Annotated in this window: 20 protein-coding genes; 5 read left to right on the top strand and 15 right to left on the bottom strand. The window is 71.3% G+C overall.

The features are described 5' to 3' along the window. Positions 1-14: 14 nt before the first annotated feature. The 8 genes from Val02_RS09435 to Val02_RS09400 all read right to left on the bottom strand — a co-directional run bounded on the left by Val02_RS09435 (position 15) and on the right by Val02_RS09400 (position 9,955). Positions 15-1,457 (bottom strand): GGDEF domain-containing protein, encoded by a 1,443-nt coding sequence (locus Val02_RS09435; protein ID WP_203898571.1) that lies wholly within the window; start codon positions 1,455-1,457, stop codon positions 15-17. Between the two features lie 70 nt (positions 1,458-1,527). Next, positions 1,528-3,006, bottom strand: a complete 1,479-nt coding sequence (araA, locus tag Val02_RS09430) for an L-arabinose isomerase (RefSeq protein ID WP_203898570.1) — start codon at positions 3,004-3,006, stop codon at positions 1,528-1,530. Continuing rightward, entirely contained in the window at positions 3,006-3,674 is a 669-nt protein-coding gene (locus Val02_RS09425; protein ID WP_203898569.1) for an L-ribulose-5-phosphate 4-epimerase, read from the bottom strand. Before Val02_RS09425 ends, araA begins: the two co-directional genes overlap by 1 nt. Before the next feature lie 5 nt (positions 3,675-3,679). Further along, positions 3,680-5,341 (bottom strand): ribulokinase, encoded by a 1,662-nt coding sequence (araB, locus tag Val02_RS09420; RefSeq protein ID WP_203898568.1) that lies wholly within the window; start codon positions 5,339-5,341, stop codon positions 3,680-3,682. 42 nt (positions 5,342-5,383) lie between these two features. Next, positions 5,384-6,388 carry a galactofuranose ABC transporter, permease protein YjfF gene (gene yjfF, locus Val02_RS09415; RefSeq protein WP_203898567.1) on the bottom strand — a complete coding sequence of 335 codons (1,005 nt, stop codon included), beginning with the start codon at positions 6,386-6,388 and terminating at the stop codon, positions 5,384-5,386. Continuing rightward, a complete protein-coding gene (locus tag Val02_RS09410; RefSeq protein ID WP_239152632.1) occupies positions 6,385-7,398 on the bottom strand; it encodes an ABC transporter permease in 1,014 nt (337 codons plus the stop codon). The genes yjfF and Val02_RS09410 overlap by 4 nt, the downstream gene beginning before the upstream one ends. Continuing rightward, complete coding sequence (locus Val02_RS09405) at positions 7,395-8,909, bottom strand: sugar ABC transporter ATP-binding protein (RefSeq protein WP_203898566.1); 1,515 nt, start codon at positions 8,907-8,909, stop codon at positions 7,395-7,397. Before Val02_RS09405 ends, Val02_RS09410 begins: the two co-directional genes overlap by 4 nt. Before the next feature lie 65 nt (positions 8,910-8,974). Then, the gene (locus tag Val02_RS09400) at positions 8,975-9,955 is read right to left on the bottom strand and encodes an ABC transporter substrate-binding protein (RefSeq protein ID WP_239152631.1); all 981 of its coding nucleotides are present in this window, start codon (positions 9,953-9,955) and stop codon (positions 8,975-8,977) included. 563 nt (positions 9,956-10,518) lie between these two features. Between Val02_RS09400 and Val02_RS09395 the strand changes: the two genes are divergently transcribed. After that, on the top strand, positions 10,519-11,505 hold the full coding sequence (locus Val02_RS09395) for a LacI family DNA-binding transcriptional regulator (protein ID WP_203898787.1): 987 nt from the start codon (positions 10,519-10,521) through the stop codon (positions 11,503-11,505). On the opposite strand, the gene Val02_RS09390 is transcribed toward Val02_RS09395, so the two are convergent. Beyond that, the gene (locus tag Val02_RS09390) at positions 11,497-12,708 is read right to left on the bottom strand and encodes an FAD-dependent monooxygenase (protein WP_203898564.1); all 1,212 of its coding nucleotides are present in this window, start codon (positions 12,706-12,708) and stop codon (positions 11,497-11,499) included. The genes Val02_RS09395 and Val02_RS09390 overlap by 9 nt on opposite strands. A 52-nt stretch (positions 12,709-12,760) precedes the next feature. Here Val02_RS09390 and Val02_RS09385 point away from each other — a divergent pair, with 52 nt between their 5' ends. From Val02_RS09385 to Val02_RS09375, 3 genes are read left to right on the top strand one after another with little or no spacing between them, the layout of a single operon-like run. Continuing rightward, on the top strand, positions 12,761-13,354 hold the full coding sequence (locus tag Val02_RS09385; protein WP_203898563.1) for a PadR family transcriptional regulator: 594 nt from the start codon (positions 12,761-12,763) through the stop codon (positions 13,352-13,354). 41 nt (positions 13,355-13,395) lie between these two features. Beyond that, complete coding sequence (locus tag Val02_RS09380; protein WP_203898562.1) at positions 13,396-13,701, top strand: ArsR/SmtB family transcription factor; 306 nt, start codon at positions 13,396-13,398, stop codon at positions 13,699-13,701. A gap of 2 nt (positions 13,702-13,703) precedes the next feature. After that, positions 13,704-14,198, top strand: a complete 495-nt coding sequence (locus Val02_RS09375) for an SRPBCC domain-containing protein (protein ID WP_203898561.1) — start codon at positions 13,704-13,706, stop codon at positions 14,196-14,198. A 3-nt stretch (positions 14,199-14,201) separates the two neighbouring features. Here Val02_RS09375 and Val02_RS09370 read toward each other — a convergent pair whose 3' ends face one another. The 6 genes from Val02_RS09370 to Val02_RS09345 form a co-directional block, all read right to left on the bottom strand. Further along, the gene (locus tag Val02_RS09370) at positions 14,202-15,572 is read right to left on the bottom strand and encodes an ATP-binding cassette domain-containing protein (RefSeq protein WP_203898560.1); all 1,371 of its coding nucleotides are present in this window, start codon (positions 15,570-15,572) and stop codon (positions 14,202-14,204) included. A gap of 122 nt (positions 15,573-15,694) precedes the next feature. Next, a complete protein-coding gene (locus tag Val02_RS09365; protein ID WP_203898559.1) occupies positions 15,695-16,261 on the bottom strand; it encodes a hypothetical protein in 567 nt (188 codons plus the stop codon). After that, the gene (locus Val02_RS09360) at positions 16,258-17,679 is read right to left on the bottom strand and encodes a HAMP domain-containing sensor histidine kinase (protein WP_239152630.1); all 1,422 of its coding nucleotides are present in this window, start codon (positions 17,677-17,679) and stop codon (positions 16,258-16,260) included. The genes Val02_RS09365 and Val02_RS09360 overlap by 4 nt, the downstream gene beginning before the upstream one ends. Next, the gene (locus Val02_RS09355; RefSeq protein ID WP_203898558.1) at positions 17,669-18,349 is read right to left on the bottom strand and encodes a response regulator transcription factor; all 681 of its coding nucleotides are present in this window, start codon (positions 18,347-18,349) and stop codon (positions 17,669-17,671) included. Before Val02_RS09355 ends, Val02_RS09360 begins: the two co-directional genes overlap by 11 nt. Before the next feature lie 46 nt (positions 18,350-18,395). Beyond that, the gene (locus tag Val02_RS09350) at positions 18,396-19,226 is read right to left on the bottom strand and encodes a siderophore-interacting protein (protein ID WP_203898557.1); all 831 of its coding nucleotides are present in this window, start codon (positions 19,224-19,226) and stop codon (positions 18,396-18,398) included. Beyond that, positions 19,226-20,254: an ABC transporter substrate-binding protein gene (locus Val02_RS09345; protein ID WP_203898556.1), complete on the bottom strand. Its 1,029-nt coding sequence runs from the start codon at positions 20,252-20,254 to the stop codon at positions 19,226-19,228. Before Val02_RS09345 ends, Val02_RS09350 begins: the two co-directional genes overlap by 1 nt. 103 nt (positions 20,255-20,357) lie before the next feature. On the opposite strand from Val02_RS09345, the gene Val02_RS09340 reads away from it, so the two are divergent. Next, positions 20,358-21,452, top strand: a complete 1,095-nt coding sequence (locus Val02_RS09340; RefSeq protein ID WP_373317878.1) for a FecCD family ABC transporter permease — start codon at positions 20,358-20,360, stop codon at positions 21,450-21,452. Position 21,453: the final 1 nt, after the last annotated feature.

Below are 21,453 nucleotides of genomic sequence, written 5' to 3'. Positions count from 1 at the left end.
GCCGCGCCGCAGCGTCACGCGGGTTCCAGGAGAGCCGGAGGTGCCCCACGGGCGGCCCGGGACGCCGCCTTCACCCGGTACATCTGCGCGTCGGCGGCCGCCAGCAGGCTGTCCGACGTGGGCTGTTCCAGGTCCCGCGCGTGCGCGGTGCCGATGCTGATGCCGACGGTCAGCAGTTCCCCCTCGTGGATCAGCGGGGTGGCGGCGACCTGGCGCAGCCGGTCCAGGATCGAGGCGGCGGACTCCTCGCACAGCGACACCACGACGAACTCGTCGCCGCCGAGCCGCGCCACGGTGTCGTCCTCGCGCACGTTGGCCCGCAGCCGGCGGCCGACCTCGGCGAGCACGAAGTCGCCGACGGCGTGTCCGTACCGGTCGTTGACCGGCTTGAACCCGTCGAGGTCGAGGAAGTGGACGACGGGGCCGGTCGGGTCGTGGCGCAGCGCGGCATCGAGCCGGCGGTGCAGTTCCTGGCGGTTGACCAGGCCGGTGAGCTGGTCGTGGGTGGCCCGGTGGGCGAGGGCCGCGCGGCCGCGTTCCTGCGCGCGCACCACGAGGGTGAACCGCAGCAGAATGATCATGGTCAGGATGATCATCGGGATCAGCTCGACGATGCGCCCGAGGATGTGCTCCTGCTTCAGGTGCGTGAGCGCCGGCAGGGTCAGCAGCGCCACCCCGAGGAAGACCACCCTGGCCGGGTGCAGGCGTTCGTGGTCGGCCTTGTGCGACGGCGTGAACAGCTGCGGCCGCCGGTCCCAGAGCGCCGCCACGATGAGGCTGTTGGCGATGAGCAGGATCCCGTCGAGGTGCGCCCCCTCGACGGCCGGCAGGAAGGACGCCAACGCGGAGATACCGACGTCCCCGACGAACGTGAGCACCAGCGCCACGATGAGATAGCGCGTCGGGCCGCCCCGCTGTCCGGGGGCGAAGAGCAGGATCGCGGCGGCGGTGAAGAGCACCACGTCCCCCACCGGGTAGAACGTCGTGACCACGGCCGGCAGGGTGATGCCCTCGGCCTCGAACGTCGGCAGGATCATCAGGTACCAGAACATCGCCGCGACGGCGACGGACATGGCGAGCCCGTCGAGCAGCCCCTCCCGCAGCCGACCGGGCGCACGCAGGTTGGACATGCGCACCAGGCCCGCCGCGAGCAGCGGATATCCCGAGATCCACAGCACGTCGGCGGCCGAGACGGGGCCGACCGGGCCCGCCAGTCGGTCCAGCGCCGTGTAGAGCAGGTCGCCGAGCAGCCACACGGTGAGCGCACCGGCGACCAGGGAGTGCGCCGCCAGGACCCGACCGGAGCGGCCGCGCGCACCCCACCACGCCAGCCCCACCAGGAACGCGAACGTCACGGTGTAGGCGACCTGCGCGGTCGTGGTCTCCGGCGCCACCGTGACCGGCACACACGCCACAGCGGCGATGGCCGGCACGGCGGCTACGGGCAGACGCTTCACACGGGGGTAATCGACCGTCCGGCCGACGACCGGAGCACTTCTCCCGACCGGCAACCAAGTCGCACGGGGCTCAGAAGCCGCGCGCCAGCCGGTAGTACGCCTGGTTCCAGCGGAGTTCCTTGGTGAACTGCCGCGTCGTGGTGTTCGCGTCGATGACGAGCAGCTCGGTGCCGGTCATCTCGGCGAGGTCGGCCACCTCCTCGGTGCCCACCGCCATCGACAGGGCGGTGTGGTGCGGCCCGCCCGCGGTGAGCCACGACTCCGCCGAGGTCGACAGGTCGGGTGCCGGCTTCCAGACCGCCCGCGCCACGGGCAGCTTCGGCAGCGGGGCCATCGGCGGGACGACCTCCACCTCGTTCAGGACGAGCCGGAAGCGTTCCCCCATGTCCGCCATGCCGACGACCACGGCGGACCCGGGGGCGGCGTCGAAGACCAGCCGGACCGGGTCCTCGCGACCGCCGATGCCCAGCGGGTGGATCTCGCAGCTCGGGGTGTCGGCGGCGATGCTGGGACAGACCTCCAGCATGTGGGCGCCGAGGATGCACTCCTCCCCCGGTGCGAGGTGGTAGGTGTAGTCCTCCATGAACGACGTGGGCCCGCCCGGCGCCATCGCCTTGAGCGTGCGCACCAGGACCGACGTCTTCCAGTCGCCCTCGCCGCCGAAGCCGTAGCCGTCGGCCATGAGCCGCTGGACGGCCAGCCCGGGGAGCTGGCGCAGCCCGCCGAGGTCCTCGAAGTTGGACGTGAACGCCTTGAACCCGCCGGCCTCCAGGAAGCCCCGCAGCCCGGCCTCGATGCGCGCGGCGTAGCGCAGCGACTCGTGCCGGTCGCCGTCCTTGCGCAGCGCGGGATCCAGCCGGTACACCTCGTCGTAGGTGGAGACCAGACCGTCCACTGCGGAGTCGTCCACCGCGTCGACGGCGTCCACGAGGTCGTTCACCCCGTACGTGTTGACCGAGACGCCGAAGCGCAGCTGCGCCTCGACCTTGTCCCCCTCGGTCACGGCCACGTCGCGCATGTTGTCGCCGAAGCGCGCCAGGCGAAGGTGCCGCAGCTCGTTGAAGCCGAGCGCGGCGCGGGCCCACACGGCGATCCGTTCGACGACCCGCGGGTCGCTGACGTGACCGGCGACGGTCTTGCGCGCGACGCCCAGCCGGGCCTGCACGTACCCGAACTCCCGGTCGCCGTGGGCGGCCTGGTTGAGGTTCATGAAGTCCATGTCGATCGACGCCCACGGCAGGTCGACGTTGGCCTGGGTGTGCAGGTGCAGCAGCGGCTGGCGCAGCGCGTCGAGGCCGGCGATCCACATCTTCGCCGGCGAGAACGTGTGCATCCACGCGATGACACCGATGACGTCGCGGTCGGCGTTCGCGGCGACGGCGCAGCGGTGGATCTCGTCCGCGCTGGTCAGCACCGGCTTCCAGACCACGGTCGCCGGCAGCCCCGCGGCGTCCAGCCGGGCGGCGATCTCCCGGGACTGGTCGGCGACCTGTTCCAGGGTCTCCGGGCCGTACAGTCCCTGACTGCCGGTGAGGAACCAGATCTCCATCAACGACTCCCCTGCTTGGTCTGGCCGTACACGTTCTGGTAGCGGTCGTAGAGCTTGTCGATGTCCGTCTGCGGGAGGCGCTTGAGCGGCCCCATCTGGCGCGCGAGGTGCAGCGTGCGGGCGATGTCCTCGCACATCACGGCCGACTTCACCGCGGCCTTCGCGGACTTCCCGATGGTGAACGGCCCGTGCTGCGCCATCAGGACCGCGGTGGAACGCCGCCCGGCGAGCGTCTCCACGATTCCCCGGCCGATGGCGTCGCTGCCGATGAGCGCGAACGGCCCGATCGGGATGTCGTCGCCGAACTCGTCCGCCATGGCCGTGATCGCGCACGGGATGTCCTCGCCGAGCGCCGCCCACGCGGTGGCGTACGGGCTGTGCGTGTGCACGACGCCGTTGACCTCCGGCATGTGCCGGTACACGTAGGCGTGCGCCTCGGTGTCGCTCGACGGGTTGTGATCACCCTCGACGAGCTTGCCGTCCAGGTCGGCCACCACCATCGACTCCGCGGTCAGCTGGTCGTACGTCACGCCGGACGGCTTGATCACCAGCAGGTCCTCGCCGGGAACGCGGGCCGACACGTTGCCGGCCGTCCAGACGACCAACCCCCACTGGATCAGGTGCTTGTGCAGGTCCGCGACCTCGGCGCGGATTTCCGGAAACATCATCCCCACTACGCTCCCAAAGCCCGGTTGCGAATGTCCCGGAGTCGGTGCAATTGATCGCCGGGTCCGAAATGGTCGTGCAGCAGCCGGTACTCGGCGTAGAGCGCGTCGTACGCGTCGGCGCGGGCCGGATCGGGCGTGTAGGCGGCGGCCTCGGCCTTGCCCATGGCCTCCGCGGCGGCGGCCACGTCCGGGTACGCCCCGGCGGCCACGGCCGCGTGGATCGCCGAACCCAGCGCCGGCGCCTGCTCGGAGGTGCCGAGGCTGATCGGCAGGCGCAGCACGTCCGCGTAGATCTGCATGACGAACCGGTTGCGCTTCAGCCCGCCCGCCACGACGAACTCCGTCACCGGCAGCCCCGCCGCCTCGAACGTCTCGATGATCTTGCGCGTGCCGTAGGCCGTCGCCTCGACCAGCGCCCGGTACACCTCATGCGGCCGGGTGGCGAGCGTGAGCCCGACGATGACGCCGGAGAGGTGATGGTCCACCAGCACCGAACGGTTCCCGTTGTGCCAGTCGAGCGCCACCAGCCCGTGACCGCCTACGGGCTGGTCGGCGGCCTGCTCGCTCAGCAGGTCGTGCACGGAGACGCCGCGTTCGGCCGCCTCCCGCGACACGTACTCCGGAACGCCGTGCTCGACGTGCCAGGCGAAGATGTCGCCCACGCCGCTCTGCCCCGCCTCGTAGCCGTACAGGCCGGCCATGATCCCGCCGTCGACGACGCCGCAGATGCCGGGCACGTCGAGCAGTTCGGTGCCGTTCATGACGTGGCAGGTGGAGGTGCCCATGACGGCCAGCATCTGACCGGGTGCCACCGCCCGGGCCGCCGGCGAGGTGACGTGCGCGTCGACGTTGCCCACGGCGACCGCGATCCCCTCGGGCAGTCCGGTCCACTCGGCCGCCTGCGCGGTGAGCGTGCCGGCCTTGGCGCCGAGCGGCGAGATCGGGTGCGCGAGGCGGGTAGCGGGGAAGTCGGCGAAGTCGGGGTGCAGCGCCGCCAGGTACTCGGACGACGGGTACTCGCCGTCCTGCAGGATGCCCTTGTACCCGGCCGTGCAGGCGTTGCGGGTCTCGACCCCGCAGAGCTGCCAGATGATCCAGTCCGCGGCCTCGATCCAGCGTTCGGTCCACGCGTAGGTGTCCGGGTCCTCCTCCAGCAGTTGGAGGGCCTTGGCGAACTGCCACTCGGAGCTGATCTTGCCGCCGTAGCGCCCGATCCAGCGCTCCTTGCGCTCGTGCGCGAGTGCGTTGATCCGGTCGGCCTGCGGCTGGGCGGCGTGGTGCTTCCACAGCTTCACGTAGGCGTGCGGGCGCTCACGCAGTTCGTCCAGCTCGCACAGCGGGGTGCCGTCGGCGAGCGTGGGCAGGACGGTGCACGCGGTGAAGTCGGTGGAGATGCCGATGACGCGCCGCGGGTCGATTCCCGCGTTCGACAGCGCCTCGGGAACGGCGATCTTCAGCACCTCGCGGTAGTCCTCGGGCACCTGGAGCGCCCAGTCGGGCGGCAGCGGCGCACCCGTGGCGGGCAGCGCCCGTTCGATCACCCCGTGGCGGTACTCGTGCACGGCCGACCCGAGCTCGGCGCCGTCGCGCACCCGCACCACGACGGCACGCCCGGAGAGCGTGCCGTAGTCGACTCCTATGACGCATTCGTCCGGGTGAACGTTCACAACAAACGGCCCTCTCGATCGGTCCGACGGTTTGCGCAAAACTCAAGTGCGGCGGTTGACCACACGCTGCAGCAGGATGAACGCGAACAGCAGCGCGCCGATGAAGATCCTCGTCCACCACGAGTTGAGGTCCGCATACGTGATCAAAGTCTGGATCACGCCGAGCACCAGCACACCGAGAACCGTGCCGAACACGTAGCCCGAGCCACCGGCGAGCACCGTGCCGCCGATGACGACCGCGGCGATGGCGTCCAGCTCCATCCCCTGAGCATGCAGGCTGTTGCCCGACGACATGTAGAAACTGACCAGGACGCCGCCGAGCGCCGAGCAGAACCCGCTGATCGTGTAGACGGCCACCCGGGTGCGCGCCACCGGCAGCCCCATCAGCATCGCGGACTGCTGGTTGCCGCCGAGCGCGTACACGTTGCGCCCGAACCGGGTGTAGGCCAGCACGAACGCGCCGATGAGCAGGACGACCAGCGCGATGACGACGCTGATGGTGATCCGGAACCCGCCGAACCAGATGCGCACGTCGGCGATCCCGGTCCAGGTGGAGTTCGTGATCGGGATCGACGCGTCGCTGATCACGAAGCACAGCCCGCGCGCGAGGAACATCCCCGCGAGCGTCGCGATGAACGGCGGCACCTCGAAGAAGTGGATGATGCAGCCCATCGCGAGGCCGAGCAGGGTCCCGACGAGGAGCACGAGCGGCAGCACCGCGCCGGCCGGCCAGTTCTCCCGCAACAGCACCGCGGAGATCATCGTCGTCAGGGCGACCACGGCGCCCACCGACAGGTCGATCCCGCCGGTCAGGATCACGAACGTCATCCCCACGGCCACGACCAGCAGGAACGCGTTGTCGATGAAGATGTTCAGCAGGATCTGCGTGTCGGAGAAGCCCGGGTAGCTGACCACGCCGACGAGGTACATGAGCCCGAAGAGCGCCGCCGTGGCGAGCACCGGGATGTGCCGCTTCTGCGGCCTCTTCTTGGAGAGCGGCACCCGCGCGACGGCGGTGGCGGTCCCCGGTGTTCCAACGTCGATCATGCCGTCGCCTCCGCTGCACTACGCCGCCGCGCGAACTTCGCCCGGAACGCCGGCGATTGGGCCAGGCACAGGGCGATCACGACGATCGCCTTGAAGAGCAGGGTGGAACTGGTCGGCACCCCGACGGTGTAGATGGTGATGTCGAGGGTCTTGATGACCACCGCGCCGAGGATGCTGCCCGCGATCGAGAACCGGCCGCCGGTGAGGGCCGTCCCGCCGATCACCACCGCCAGGATCGCGTCCAGCTCGATGAGATTGCCGGCGTTGTTGCCGTCGGCGCTGGAGACGTTCGAACTGAAGATGAGGCCGGCGATCCCGGCGCACAGCCCGGCGAAGACGTAGGCGATCCAGATGTAGCGCGCCGACTTGATGCCGGCCAGGCGGCTGGCCGTCGGGTTGCCGCCCACCGACTCGACCAGCAGCCCGAGCGCCGAACGCCGCACCAGCACCGCGGCGACCGCCACGAACACCGCCACGATGATCACCGACACCGGTATCGCGAGCGCGTAGCCGGCGCCGATCACCTTGTACGGCGAGGAGTTCACCGTGATGATCTGGCCGCCGGTGATGAGCTGCGCGATGCCGCGGCCGGCCACCATGAGGATCAGCGTGGCGATGATCGGCTGGATCCCGATGGCCGCCACGAGGAAGCCGTTCCAGACGCCGAGCACCAGCGACAGCAGCAGCGCCAGCGCGACGGCCACCAGCACGCCGCCGACCGCGTTCTGGTCGCCCAGCTCGCTGATCCACAGGCACGCCGTCGCGCCCGAGATCGCCATGACCGAACCGACGGACAGGTCGATGCCGGCCGTCGCGATCACCACGGTCATGCCCAGCGCCACCAGAGCCAGCGGCGTCGCCGAACGCAGGATGTCCACCAGCGAGCCGTAGAAGTGCCCGTCCCGCAGGGTCACCTTCAGGAAGCTCGGCGAGTAGAACGTGTTGCCGATCAGCAGCACCACAAGCATCACGGCCGGCCAGAAGAGCCGGTGCCGCACCACAGCTTTCACGGATTGCCTCCCGCGATGGTGGCCATGATGCGATCCTGGTCCACCGCGTCGTCGTTCTCCAGTACCTCGACGAGCCGCCGTTCCCGCAGAACGGCGATCTTGTGGCTCAACCGGAGCACCTCTTCCAGTTCGGCGGAGATGAACAGCACCGCCATCCCGCCGTCGGACAGCTCGGCCACCAGCTTCTGGATCTCGGTCTTCGCGCCGACGTCGATGCCCCGCGTCGGTTCGTCGATGATCAGCAGCCGCGGCTCGGTGATCAGCCAGCGCGCCAGCAGCACCTTCTGCTGGTTCCCGCCGGACAGGTTGCGCACCGGTCGGTCCGGGTCGGCCGGTCGGATGTCGAGCGCCTTGATGTACTTGCTGACGAGTTCGTCCTGGCGGCGCCGGGACAGCGGCCGGGACCAGCCGCGCCGCGCCTGCAGCGCGAGGATGATGTTCTCCCGCACGGTCAGCTCCTCGACGAGGCCCTCCGTGCGGCGGTTCTCCGAGCAGAACGCCATCCCGTGGGTCATCGCGGTGCCCGGGCCGCGCATCGCGACCGGCTTCCCGTCGATCTGGATCGTGCCGGAGTCGGCCCGGTCGGCGCCGAAGAGCAGCCGGGCCACCTCGGTGCGTCCGGATCCGAGCAGACCCGCCAGGCCGACCACCTCACCCTTGTGGATCGTGAGGTCGAACGGCGTGATGCTGCCGGCCCGGCCCACCCCGTCGGCGGCCACCAGTGGCGCCCCGCGTTCCAGCGCGGCGACGGAGGGGCGGCCCTGCTCCTCGAGGCGTTCCAACGCGGAAAGCTCTTTACCGATCATCTTCTCGACCAGCGCGAGCTGCGGCAGGTCGGCGACCGCCCACTCACCCACGAGCCCCCCGTTGCGCAGAACGGTGATCCGGTCCGCGATCTCGTAGACCTGGTCGAGGAAGTGGGAGACGAAGACGATGGCGACGCCGTCGTCGCGCAGCCGCCGCATGAGCGCGAAGAGCTGCTGCACCTCGGAGGCGTCCAGGCTGGACGTCGGCTCGTCGAGGATGAGCACCTTCGCCGAGACGTCCACGGCGCGCGCGATGGCGATCATCTGCTGAACGGCGATCGAGTACGACGACAGCGGCGCCGTCACGTCGACGCTGAGGTCGAGGCGGGCGACCAGCGCGCCGGCGTGCTGACGCACCTTCGACCAGCTGATCTTGCCGAACCGGCGCGGCTCCCGGCCGATCATGATGTTCTCCGCCACCGAGAGGTTGGGGCAGAGGTTCACTTCCTGGTAGACGGTGCTGATGCCGGCCGCCTGGGCCTGGCCCGGCCCGGTGAAGCGCACCGGTACGCCGTCCAGCCGGATCTCGCCGGCGTCGATGTCGTACACGCCGGTGAGCAGCTTGATCAGGGTCGACTTGCCGGCGCCGTTCTCGCCGAGGAGCGCGTGCACCTCGCCGGCGCGCAGCGTGAAGTCGACGCCGTCGAGCGCGACGACGCCCGGGAACCGCTTGCCGATCCCCCGCATGGTCAGGATCTCGTCCATCGTCAACCCCCCTCCTCGCGTGTGGGGGCCGCCCCCAGGGGTGGCGGGGGCGGCCCTCGACATCGTCAGTACTTGCGCTCCGGCAGGACCGCCTTGGCCTGCTCCGGGGTGAACGTGGTCTCCTCGGTGAGCACCCGCTGGGGAACGGTCTCACCGGCGACGACCTTCTTGGCCAGATCCATCAGCTGTGGGCCGAGCAGCGGGCTGCACTCCACGATGAAGTTGATCTTGCCGGCGGCGAGCGCCGTCATGCCGTCCTTCACCGCGTCCACGGTGATGATCTTGATGTCGACACCCGGCTTCTTGCCGGCCGCCTCGATCGCCTCGATGGCACCGAGCCCCATGTCGTCGTTGTGCGCGTACAGCACGTCGATCTTGGGGTTCGCCTTGAGGAACGCCTCCATGACCTCCTTGCCCTTGGCCCGGGTGAACTCGCCGGTCTGCGAGGCGATCACCTTGAACTTCGGGTCGGCCTTGATCACGTCGGCGAAGCCGCTCTTGCGGTCGTTCGCGGGGGCGGAACCCGTGGTGCCCTGCAGCTCCACGATGTTCACGGTGTCGCTCTTGCCCTGGTACTCCTTCACCAGCCACTCGCCGGCCTTCTTGCCCTCGAGCACGAAGTCCGAGCCGATGAACGTCTTGTACAGCGAGGTGTCCTTGGAGTCGACGGCCCGGTCGGTGAGGATGACCGGGATCTTCGCGTCCTTCGCCTCCTTGAGCACCTGGTCCCATCCGGTCTCCACGACCGGCGAGAAGGCGATGACGTCCACCTTCTGCGCGATGTAGCTACGGATGGCCTTGATCTGGTTCTCCTGCTTCTGCTGCGCGTCGGAGAACTTCAGCTCGATCCCGGCGGCGGCGGCCGCTTCCTGGACCGACTTGGTGTTGGCGGTACGCCAGCCGCTCTCGGCACCGACCTGGGCGAAGCCCATGGTCAACTTGCCGTCGTCGTTGCCGCTGCCGGATTCGTCAGCACCACCGCACGCGGTCAACGCGGCGGCGACCAGTAAACCGCCAAGCGCGGCCGTGGCCACTTTCCTGAACACAACGTCCTCCTGCTCGAAAGACCCTCTCGGTGCGATCACCGAGTGTTTCCGGTTACCGCGTGTAGCGGCGCGACCGCTTTCGCCCATCCGGTACGGCGTCGGCGGTGACAACTTGTCACGTGACCGTTAACATTCATGATCTTGAGCGGCATTCGCCGGCGTATATACTCACCGCCGACGACCGTCGCGTGCGGCCGACGAGGCCGGCAAGGCGCGCCGGTCCCACCGGGTGAAACTGGCGGTAGTGGCGCCTGTCACTCACCGCGTTTCGAGAGTGTTACCGTTCTCATCCGGGACGTCAAGACCGCGTCGCGCATCGTTTCCGGCATGTTGCGGTGGATCATCCGACCGATCGTCAGCAGCCGGTCCTGGCTCCCGGTGTCACTATGGTGTGACCGATAACAGGAAGGTCTCGACCGCTCGACAAGCGGGACGGGACGGGAGGTCAGGGAGCCGCCATGACGCTGGGCCAGCCCGTTTCCGGAGAAGCCGATCCGGCGCCCGAGGGCGTCCCGGCCGACGAGCCCCGCACGGTGGTGGCCCCGCGCCCCCGCGGCTCCGTGATGCGCGACGTCGCCCGCCTCGCCGGCGTCTCCCACCAGACCGTCTCGCGCGTGCTCAACGAGCACCCGAACGTCCGCCAGGAGACCCGCACCAGGGTGCTGGAGGCGATGCGCGCGCTGAACTACCGGCGCAACCTCGCCGCCCGCACGCTCGTCACGCGGCGCTCCGGCACGCTCGGCATCGTCGGCTACGAGACCACGCTCTTCGGCCCGGCCTCCATGCTCTACGGCATCGAGGACGCCGCCCGCACCGCCGGCTACTTCGTCAGCGTCGCCACGATCCGCACGCTCGAACGCGACTCGGTCCTGCAGGCGGTCGACCGCCTCAGCCAGCAGTCCGTCGAGGGGATAGTGGCGATCGCGCCCAATCCGGCCGTCTCGCACGCGCTCGCCGAGGTCCCGGCCGGCCTGCCCTGCGTGGGAGTGGGCGCCGCCGACACCCACGTGCCGACCGTGCGCATCGACAACGCGGCCGGCGCCGCCCTCGCCACGCGGCACCTGCTCGACCTGGGCCATCGCACGGTCCACCACGTGGCCGGCCCGTCGGACTGGCCCGAGGCGGCCGAACGCGTCGAGGGCTGGCGCGGCACGCTCTACGCGGCCGGCGCGATCGTGCCCCCGGTGCTGCCCCAGGAGTGGACGGCCCGTTCGGGCTACGAACGCGGCCGCATCCTCGCCGTCGACCCGACCGTCACCGCGATCTTCTGCGCCAACGACCAGATCGCGCTCGGCGTGCTGCGCGCCCTGCACGAGGCGGGCCGGCGGGTGCCGGACGACGTCTCCGTGGTCGGCTTCGACGACATGCCGGACTCCGGGTACTTCCTGCCGCCGCTGACCACCGTCCGCCAGGACTTCGCCGAGTTGGGCCGGCGCGGCATAGACGTCCTGCTGGCCCAGATCGCGAACGGCAACCGCGACGCCGGCCAGGTGGTGCTGGCGCCGGAGCTGGTGGTCCGGGCGAGCACCGCCGCACCCCGCTCACACTGACGCGGCGTCGTACTCGCGCACCCACGCGAGGTCGTCGGCCCGGCGCCGGCGCTGCACCGGAGCGGAGAAGAACGCCCGCAGCATCACGTCGCGGGCCACCCGACCGAGCGGCCCGGGCACCTTCTGGCTGCCGTTGCGCCGGCCGGCCGCGACCACCCTCTCGACCCGTTCGCGGCGGGCGGCCTCGTACGCGGCGAACGCCACGGGCACCTCGGCGTGCCGCTCGAGACACCCGGCGAGCACGACCGCGTCCTCGACCGCCATCGACGCGCCCTGGCCGGAGGACGGGGATGCGGCATGCGCGGCGTCGCCGATGATGACCATGCGATCGCGGTGCCACACCGGCACGCTCGGGAAGTCGTACGTCGCCCAGCCGGCGAGGATTCCCGTGCTCGCCTCGATCAGCTCCACGGCCGGCCCGGAGTCCACGGAGAACAGCTCGATCAGCCGGGTGCGCCACTGCTCGGGTGAGACGTTGGCCAGTTCGGCGCGGGACGGCTCGGTGCGGCGCGGCGGGTTGGCGAACCACCACACCTCCCCGTCGTGCCCGAACCCGTCCGGCACCGGCAGGTAGCCGAAGAAGCAGCGCTTGCCGAAGGACAGGTAGAGCGTGCCGGGCCGCTTGTCGGGCAGACGCACGCCGTGCGCGAAACCGGCCGTGTTGAGCAGCCCGATGTAGCTCGCGGCCGGCGCCGCCGGATCGATCAGCGTGCGTACCCGGGAACGCAGCCCGTCGGCCCCGATCAGCAGGTCGCCGGTGTCCGTGGAACCGTCGGCGAAGACCGCGGTGACCGTCCGGCCGTCCGACGAGACGTCCACCAGCCGGTGCCCGTACCGCACCGCCACGCCCGCCCGCACGGCCTCGTCGCGCAGGTCGGTGTACAGGTCGCTGCGCAGGATGGTGGTGGTCTCGATGCCGTCCGACGACGGCGGGTCGGCCCACTCGGCCAGGTGGCGGCCGGAGCCCAGTTCGATGGCCATGCGGGTGGTCGGGACGCCGGCCCGCAGCACGGGAGCGTCCAGTCCGAGGCCGCGCAGTGCGCGCACGCCGTTGACCGCGAGGGTCAGGTAGGAGCCGACGCCGTCGGCCGTGCGGTCGTACGCCTCGTGCACCACCACGTCGAACCCGACCCGCCGCAGCGCGATCGCGGTCACCGATCCGGCGATGCCGCCCCCGATGACCAGCGCCCTCTTATTAGTCATGACGTGACTATACATATGATGACTATAAGCTTGCACGCGTAAAGTCGCGCTCATGACGGAACACCGGCGTTCGCCGCTGGCGGTGGTGGTGCTGAGCCTGCTGGCGGAGGAGCCGATGCACGCCTACCGGATGCAGCACCTGATCAAGTACCGCCGCAAGGACTCGGTGGCGAACGTCAGCCAGCGCAACAGCGTCTACCAGACCATCGACCGACTGCTGCGGGCCGGACTCGTCCGGGTGCACGAGACCGAACGCGCCGGGACCCGCCCGGAGCGCACCGTGTACACGATCACCGACGAGGGCGTCGGGACCCTCGACGGCTGGCTGCGCGACATGGTCTCGGCCCCGGCGCGGGAGTTCCCGGAGTTCCCGGCCGCGCTCGCGTCGTTGGCGCGGATCACCCCCGACCGGGTGGCCGAGTGGCTCGACGCCCGCGCGGCCACCCTGGCGGAACGCCTCAAGACCGCCGCCGCCGACCTGGAGAACGTTCCCGGGCTGGACCGGATCTTCCTGCTCGAGGAGGAGTGGCGCGAGGCCGTCACCCGCGCCGAACTGCGCTGGGTCGAGGGCGTGCGTGACGACCTGCACACCGGCCGCCTGACCTGGGACCTCGAAGATCTCCAGCGCCGTTGGGCGGGACACTAACATTCCTTGACAGGCATATACGAGCGGAGGCATATTAGGCCGTGTCAGATGCGTTCGCCGTCCTGGCCGAACCGACCCGCCGCCTCATCCTCGACCGCCTCCGCACCACGGAGTGCAGCGTCGGCGAACTGGTGGCGGCGCTCGGCGTCAGCCAGCCCACCGTCTCCAAGCACCTGAAAGTGCTGCGCGACGCCGGTTTCGTCGCCAGCCGCACGGCCGCGCAGCAGCGCATCTACCGGATCGACCTCCGGGCGCTGCGCCAGGTCGACGACTGGCTCGCCCCGTACCGGCGACTGTGGACGCACCACCTCGACGCCCTCGAGCGTCACCTCGACCGTCAGGAGTGATCATGACCTCGGCGACCGTGCATGCCGACGGCGCGCGTTGGACCCTGGTGTTCACCCGCGAACTGCCGCATCCCCCGGAGCAGGTGTGGACCGCACTCACCGATCCGGAGCACCTGGCGAAATGGTCGCCGTTCGAGACGGACCGCAGCCTCGACGCGCCCGGCGACGCCACGCTGACGATGATCGACGGCGACGCGCGGGTGCCGCTGCCGGCGCGGATCGTCCGGGCCGAGCGCCCGACCCTGCTGGAGTACACGTGGGACGAGGATCTGCTCCGCTGGGAACTGACCCCCACGCCGACCGGCACCCTGCTGACGCTGCACCACACCGTGGAGGGCCGGGACCTGGCCGCCATGGTCGCCGCCGGCTGGCACCTGTGCCTCGACGTCGCCGACGACCTCCTGGCCGGCAAGGAGGTCGAACCGATCCGCGGCGAGGCCGCGAAGGACCACGGCTGGGAGGCCCTGCGCGACACGTACGCCGCGTCCCTGACGTAACCGCTACGAGGGCCAGCCGGTCATCGCGCGGGCTATCGCGCCCCGGTCCCACGGCGGGTGGAAGAAGCCCAGGGCCTCGCCGGCCGCCAGGACCATCACGCGGTCCGCGACGGTGAACAGTTCGTCGAGGTCGGCGCCGAACCAGACCACCGCCGCCCCGCGCGCCGCCGCCGCGATCACCCGCTGCACGATCGCGCGCGTCGTCGCCGGGTCCAGCCCCCGGGTCGGGTAGGCGGCCACCACCACCTTCGGGCGGCCGCTCAGTTCGCGGGCGACCAGGAGGCGACGGGCGTCGGCGTCCGGCCCGGCCCGCAGGCGTTGCCGCAGCGCGGGGCGCCACCGGGCCGGCCGGGCGCCGTCGCCGGGCAGGTACGCGACGCCGGCCGCGATGCGCGCCTTCGCGTCGCCCACCGGCACCGGCACGCCGTCGACCTCCACCCGGCCGCCCTCCGGTGCCCGCAGCCCGGCCAGCAGCTGCTCCAGTTCGTGCTGGCCGTTGCCGTCGAGGCCGACGACGCCGAGGATCTCGCCGCCGCTGACCGACAGTTCGGCCTCCCGCAGGCGGTCCAGGGTCGCGCCGGTCACCGTGAGGCGGATGCGCCGCGGCGGGCCCGGCACCGCGATCGGGGCCGGGGGCAGCGCCGGCCCGGTGAGCAGGCCGTTCAGCGTGGTGGCGGCCAGTCCGTCGACCGGTGCGCCGGACAGGGCCACCCGTCCCGCGCGCAGGACGGTCACCCGGTCGCAGCCGGCCAGCACGATCTCCGGCCGGCCGGTGGCCACCACCACGGAGCGGCCCTCGTCCACGATCCGGCGGAAGGCGCCGACGAGGTCGTCGGCCGGCTCGTCCAGCAGGAGGAGCCGGGCGTCCGCGTCCAGCGCGCGCAGGAGTTCCAGGCGCCAGCGTTCGTCGTCCGACAGTTCTCCTGTGGGAACGTCCGAACGCACCGCCAGCGCGTACCGGTCGGCGAGGCGTTCGACCCGTTGGCGGGCGGCGCGGGTGCCGCCCCGCAGCCGTCCCGTCGGGCGGGCCAGGATGAGGTTCTCCCCCGCGGTCAGCGTGGGCACGAGGGTGTGGTGCCGCTGGACCAGCGCCACGCCGGCCGCGCGCATCAGGCGCACGTCGGCGCCGGTGACCACGGCCCCGCCGACCGTCACCACGCCCCGGTCCGGCCGGTCCGCACCGGCGAGGATGCGCATCAGCGTGGTCTTGCCGGCACCGGGTGCGCCCAGCAACCCGTGGACTTCCCCGCCGGTGGTCTCGAAGTGGACCCCGTCGAGTGCGAGCGTCGCACCGAACCGGCGCGTCACGTCGAGCATCGACACCGCCGCCGCGGACCGGTCCGTGCGCTCGGCCGACCGGACCCGACGCACCATCGGCCGAACCTAGGATCGATCCGTCACAGGCACGTGTGCGCCACGTTACGGGGATGGGTCGCGGAGGCCGTCCGGCGGCCGCCGCGAGGATCCGCGGGGCCGCCGTGGCGACAAACCTTCATTTACTTGGGCTTCGGCACCACGACCAGGCGCGCGACGTTCTTGTCGCCCTCCTTGACGCCGGCCACGCCCACCTGGTCGCCGGCCTTGATCTGGTCCTTGGCGACCTGCGCGCGTTCCTTGACGATCTTCGTGTCCGCGCCGAACGTCCACGTCAGCACGAAGCCGTCGGTCGACGTCACGGTCAACGTCTCGCCGTTGACCGCGGTGACCGCGCCGCGCTGGACCACCACGGTCCTCGGGCCGTCCTTGGTCTCGACGACCGCCTCGCCGTGCAACGTGTTGCGGCGCAACATGACCCGCCCCGCGTGCCGCCCGCGCCGGGCACCGCGGTCCTTCGCCGAAGCCGATGCCGACGGTGCCGGGTCGGCCATCGGCACCGTCGCCACGTCGGCGTCGTCGTAGCCGAGCGCCACCAGCGCCTGCGCCTCCACGCTCAGTGCGTCGTCGACCTCGACCGATGTGTCCGTGCTGCCGGTACCGGCCGGTTCGTCGGTGCCGGCGCAGCCGCCGAGCAGCAGCCCCAGCGTGGTGACCGCGATCGCCGTCACCGTGTACAAGCGCCTCATCGCCGTTCCTCCTCTGCGTCGGGGACCACTGTCGTGGCGCCGGGCCAGGGATTCGTTCGCCGCGTGTTCGGATCAGGTAAGGGCAGCGCGACGGTGAAGCGTGCGCCGCCCTCGGGGGCGTGGCCGGCCTCGATGTGGCCGTTCAGGCGGCGGGCGAGGCCGGCGACCAGGGCCAGCCCGAGGCCGCTGCCGACCGGGCGGACGCCCTGGTAGCGGCGGTTCAGCGCGCCCTTGTCGAAGGCGACGGCGAGGTCCGCGTCGGACAGTCCCGGCCCGCCGTCACGGATCTCCAGGATCGCGGGGGAACGGGCGCAGAGCACCACCGGCGCCCCCGCCGGCACCACGCGCAGGGCGTTGTCGAGCAGCCCGTCGAGGATCTGGCGGGTGCGCCCCGGATCGGTGAACGCCCGCACCACGCCGGCCGGCGCCTCGACGCGCAGTTCGACCCCCTCGGCGGCGCAGCGGGGCGCCCACGCCTGGGCCGCGTCCCGCACGAGGCCGCTCAGGTCGACCTCCATCGGTGCCAGCGCGAACTCCACCGCGTCCAGCCGCGCGAGCGCCAGCAGGTCGGTGACCAGCCGTTCGAGCTGCTGCGCCTGGCCCAGCACGGTCTCCCCGGCCCGAACGGCCGCGTCGCCCTCGACCACCCCGTCGGCGAGCGCCTCGGCGTAGCCCCGGATCGCGGTCAGCGGCGTGCGCAACTCGTGCGACACCGACAGCAGGAACTCCCGCTGCCGCCCCTCGCTCACCTCCAGGGCGGCGGCCAACGCGTTCAGGGAGAAGGCCAGGTCGGCCACCTCCTGCGGCGGCTCGACGTTCAGCCGCACCCCGCGCTCGCCGGCCCGGAGCCGGTTGGCGGCCCCGGCGGCGTGCCGGATCGGCCGCGCGAGCCGTCGCCCGAGCAGCGTCCCGGCCAGCACACCCGCCGCGAGCCCGGCGGTGAGCGGCAGTCCCATCGCGCCGAGCACCTGCCGCCAGAACCCGGTGGCGAGGTGCCGGGCGAGCACGACCCCGTTGCCGTTGCCGAGCGGACGCCCCTCGACGAGCGCCATGCGCCCACCGACCAGCCGCTTGCCGGAGAACGCCTGCCCGCCCGCCACGCGGCTGACCAGCGCCGCCGGCAGCCCCGGACGGTCGGCCCGCCCGCCCCGGATCAGGTACGCGTCGATGCCGAGCGTGCGCCACTGCGCGACCAGGCGCTGCTCGTCGACGGTGCGCGGGCTCTGCAGGCGGCTACGGAGGAGTTCCCCCATGATCCCGGCCTGGGTCCGCAGCGAGTCGCGGGCCTGACGCTCGGCGGCGCGGGCCGCCAACGGCGCGGCGACCATGGCGGTGACCAGCACGGACAGCAGGGCGACGGCCACGCCGGCGAGCACCGCGCGGGAGGTGAGGGTGCGCAGCCGCACGCTATGACGCACAGGAGTACCCGACGCCGCGGTGGGTACGGATCACCGTCGACGCGGCGCCGAGCTTGGCCCGCACCTGCGCCACGTGAACGTCCACCGTCCGGGTGCCCGCGTGGGACGCGTAGCCCCACACCGTCGACAGCAGCTCCTCGCGGGTGAAGACCCGCCCCGGCCGCCCCATCAGGTACGCCAGCAGGTCGAACTCCGTCGACGTCAGCTCCACGGGCACACCGTCGACGGTGACCAGCCGCCGGCCGGGGTCCAGGGTGACCGGCCCGGCGACGCGCGGCCGCTCCGCGGCCTCCGGCCCACCCGCGCTGCGCCGCACGACCGCCCGCACCCGCGCCACCAGTTCCCGCGGGCTGAACGGCTTCGTCACGTAGTCGTCGGCGCCGAGTTCGAACCCGACGATGCGGTCCACCTCGTCGTCCCGCGCGGTCAGGAAGATCACCGGCGTCCAGTCCCCGGAACCGCGCAGCTGATGGCAGATCTCCGTGCCGGAGATGCCCGGCACCGAGATGTCCAGGACGCAGGCGACCGGGCGCAACCGCCGCGCGGCGGCGAGCCCGGCCGTCCCGTCGTACTCGACGTGCACCCCGAAGCCGTCCCGGGTCAGGTACAGGCGCACCAGGTCGGCGATGGACCGCTCGTCCTCCACCAGCAGCACCAGGCCGTTCGACACGTGACCATCATGTCCGACCGGGCCTTGGGTGAATGTTCGGATCAGGTCAGGCCGCCGCTGTTGCCCGCTCCGGTTCGACGTCGTCGTGCCAGGTGCCGGTCACCTGCGCGTCGGACTCCGTGCGGCCCTTGCGCCAGTATCCGCAGAAGTGGATGCGCTTGCGGTCGAAGCCGCGTTCGCCGACCAGGTGGCGGCGCAGGTCGCGGACCCCGGCCGACTCGCCGGCGAGCCACGCGTAGCCGGGCGTCGTGGGCAGGTCCGCGGCGCGCACGACGGCGTTCAGGCGGGCACCGGCGGGCGCCCCGTCGCGCAGCACCCAGGTGACCCACGGGAGGTCCTGGCGTTCGGCGGCGTCGGCGACCTCGACGTAGACCCGCAGGTCCGCGTGGGCCGGCGCGGCCTCGACGATCCGGGAGATCGCCGGCAGCGCGGTCTCGTCGCCGGTGATCAACTGCCATGCGGCGTCCGCCGGCGGGTTGTGGTCGGCACCGCCGCTGTTCGACCCGGTCGGCCCCAGGACCGTTATGGGGGAACCGGCACCGGCCCGGCGGGCCCACGCCGACGCCGGCCCGATGTCCCCGTGGTCGTAGAAATCGATGTCGATCTCGTGCACCTCGGGACGGTGGGCCCTGATCGTGTAGGTCCGCATGACCGGCCGGGACTCGACCGGCGTCGCGCACCACACCTCGTACCAGCGCAGCCCACCCTCGAGGATCGGCGGCTCGTCGACACCGGCCACCGGGAAGAAGAGCTTCACCCGCTGGTCCGGCCCGCTGGTGGCGAAGTCCTGCAGAACGGTGCCGCCGAGGGTGACCCTGATCATGTGCGGGGTGACCCGCTCGACCCGGGCCACCCGCAGCGGGAACATCGCGTACATCAGGTGACTTTCTTGGCCTTGTTGAGCCCGGCGGCCAGGTCGGCGATCTTCGTGCTGTAGCCCGGGTAGCTCAGCGGCTCCTCGGAGTACCACGGGATGATCTGGTTGTTGACGACGGCGGGCAGCTTCGCCCACGCGGCGTTGCTCTTGAGCTGGTCGGGCTGCAGCGACTGGGTGCGCGCGTCGAGGAAGATCACGTCGGCCGGGTACTTGCCGACGTTCTCCCAGCTGAGCGTCTCCCAGAACGGGCTCTCCGCGTCCGGCTTCTGCGGGACGACGAGGCCGACCTTGTTGTCCACGTAGTGCTGCAGGTCCGGGTACATCACCGGGTTGGCGCAGTACACGTTGTCCTGGGCGGCGGCGAGGACGATGACCTTCACATCGGACTTGGCGGTGCCGGCCGCCTGCAGGTCCTTGGTGGCCGCGTCGAACTTGGCCTTGGCGTCGGTGACCGAGGAGGCCTTGACGTCGGCGCCGAGCGCGGCGGCGAGCTTCTCGAACTTGGCGATCGCGTCGGTCAGCTTGACCTTGGCGATCTCCAGGCCGACGGTCGGCGCGATCTGCTCGATCTTCGAGGCCGAGTCGTCCGGCACGTACCAGAGCTTGCCGGTGCCGTACATGACGCTGACCAGCAGCTCGGGCGCGAGCGACAGGTACTTCTCGACGTTGAACTCGCCCCAGGCATTGCCGAGCGAGGTGGTCTTCGACTGGTCGATGCGGCCGGCCTGCGGGTCGGGGCTGCCGTCGGCCTTCTTCGAGGGGCCGAAGATCCCGACGGATTGCACGCCGAAGTCCCAGAGCGCGGCGGCGGCGCCGACCTGGGCGACGATCTTCTTCGGTGCGGCCGGGAGCGAGATCTTCTTGCCGCGGTCGTCGGTGAACTCGAACGGGCCGCCCGAAGCGCCGGAGTCCTCGGAACCGCTGTCGTCTCCACCGCACGCGGCGAGCACGGTCGCGGCACCGATGCCGAGCGCGCCGGCGAGGAAGCTCCGGCGTGTGGCAGATAACTGTGGGTACCGGCTGGCCATGGGAAACGTCCTCCGTTTAGGCTGTTGCAACGATCATTTGAGGTAAGGCTTGCCTAATAATGCGGGTGATGGCATGTTCGGGCAAGGTGCGAAACAGCACACCTTGATCAGTCCACCGGGAGCACCGTTGAGCACAGGTGTCGCAACCGAGACGCCGCCCACCGGCGCTCTCTTCGACGACCCCACCCGTAGCGGCCCCAAACGCCGGATCTCCACCCGGCTGCTCGGACTCATCGGCGTTCTCGCCGCGCTGGTGGTCGTCTGCCTGCTCAGCATCGCCGTCGGCAGCCGCGCCATCCCGCTCGGCGACGTGTGGCACGCGCTCTTCTCCCCCAGCGGCACCGACACCGACACCGTCGTGCGCGAACTGCGCATCCCGCGCACCGTTCTCGGGCTGCTCGCCGGTGCCGCGCTCGGGCTGGCCGGCTGCATCATGCAGGTGCTCACCCGCAACCCGCTGTCGGATCCGGGGCTGTTCGGCATCAACCAGGGCGCCGCGGCGGCGATCGTCATCGGCATCACGCTGTTCGGGGTCACCGGGCCGGCCGCGCTGGTCTGGTTCGCCTTCGCCGGTGCGGTCGTCGCGACCGTGCTCGTGTACGGCGTGAGCACCGGCAACTCCGGCGCGTCGGCCGCGCGCTTCGTCCTCGCCGGCATCGCCGTGCAGTACGTCCTCGTCGGCCTCAACCAGGCGCTACAACTCGCCGACCGGGCCGCGCTCGACCGTTACCGGTTCTGGATCATCGGCTCCCTGGCGAACCGCGACCCCGAACAGCTCTACGTGCTCGGGCCGGTCATCGGCGCGGGCATGCTGCTGGCGCTGGCGCTCGCCCCCGGGTTCAACGCGATGGCGCTCGGCGACGACACCGCCCGGGCGCTCGGCGCGCACGTGGGACGGACCAAGATTCTCGGCCTGCTCGCGGTGATCCTGCTCTGCGGCGCGGCGACCGCCGCCTGCGGGCCGATCGCATTCATCGGGCTGATGATCCCGCAGATCGTGCGCACCCTCGTCGGCGTCGACCACCGCTGGGTGCTGCCCATGTCCATGCTGGCCGCACCCGTGCTGCTGATCGGCGGCGACGTCGTCGGCCGGGTCATCAACCGGCCGCAGGAGGTGCAGGTCGGCATCATCACCGACGTCGTCGGCGGCCTGGTGTTCATCTTCCTGATCCGGCGGCGGAGGACGGCCCAACTGTGAG

Origin of the sequence: Virgisporangium aliadipatigenens (assembly GCF_016863615.1) — a bacterium.
Lineage (GTDB): Bacteria > Actinomycetota > Actinomycetes > Mycobacteriales > Micromonosporaceae > Virgisporangium > Virgisporangium aliadipatigenens.
This window is presented reverse-complemented; position numbering and strand designations above follow the sequence as displayed.

Coding starts and splice junctions, on each gene's coding strand:
- araA (WP_203898570.1), bottom strand. CDS start 3,006: ATGGAGATCTGGTTCCTCACCGGCAGTCAGGGACTGTACGGCCCGGAG.
- Val02_RS09425 (WP_203898569.1), bottom strand. CDS start 3,674: ATGATGTTTCCGGAAATCCGCGCCGAGGTCGCGGACCTGCACAAGCAC.
- yjfF (WP_203898567.1), bottom strand. CDS start 6,388: ATGATCGACGTTGGAACACCGGGGACCGCCACCGCCGTCGCGCGGGTG.
- Val02_RS09405 (WP_203898566.1), bottom strand. CDS start 8,909: ATGGACGAGATCCTGACCATGCGGGGGATCGGCAAGCGGTTCCCGGGC.
- Val02_RS09395 (WP_203898787.1), top strand. CDS start 10,519: ATGCGCGACGTCGCCCGCCTCGCCGGCGTCTCCCACCAGACCGTCTCG.
- Val02_RS09390 (WP_203898564.1), bottom strand. CDS start 12,708: ATGACTAATAAGAGGGCGCTGGTCATCGGGGGCGGCATCGCCGGATCG.
- Val02_RS09385 (WP_203898563.1), top strand. CDS start 12,761: ATGACGGAACACCGGCGTTCGCCGCTGGCGGTGGTGGTGCTGAGCCTG.
- Val02_RS09375 (WP_203898561.1), top strand. CDS start 13,704: ATGACCTCGGCGACCGTGCATGCCGACGGCGCGCGTTGGACCCTGGTG.
- Val02_RS09370 (WP_203898560.1), bottom strand. CDS start 15,572: ATGGTGCGTCGGGTCCGGTCGGCCGAGCGCACGGACCGGTCCGCGGCG.
- Val02_RS09365 (WP_203898559.1), bottom strand. CDS start 16,261: ATGAGGCGCTTGTACACGGTGACGGCGATCGCGGTCACCACGCTGGGG.
- Val02_RS09350 (WP_203898557.1), bottom strand. CDS start 19,226: ATGTACGCGATGTTCCCGCTGCGGGTGGCCCGGGTCGAGCGGGTCACC.
- Val02_RS09345 (WP_203898556.1), bottom strand. CDS start 20,254: ATGGCCAGCCGGTACCCACAGTTATCTGCCACACGCCGGAGCTTCCTC.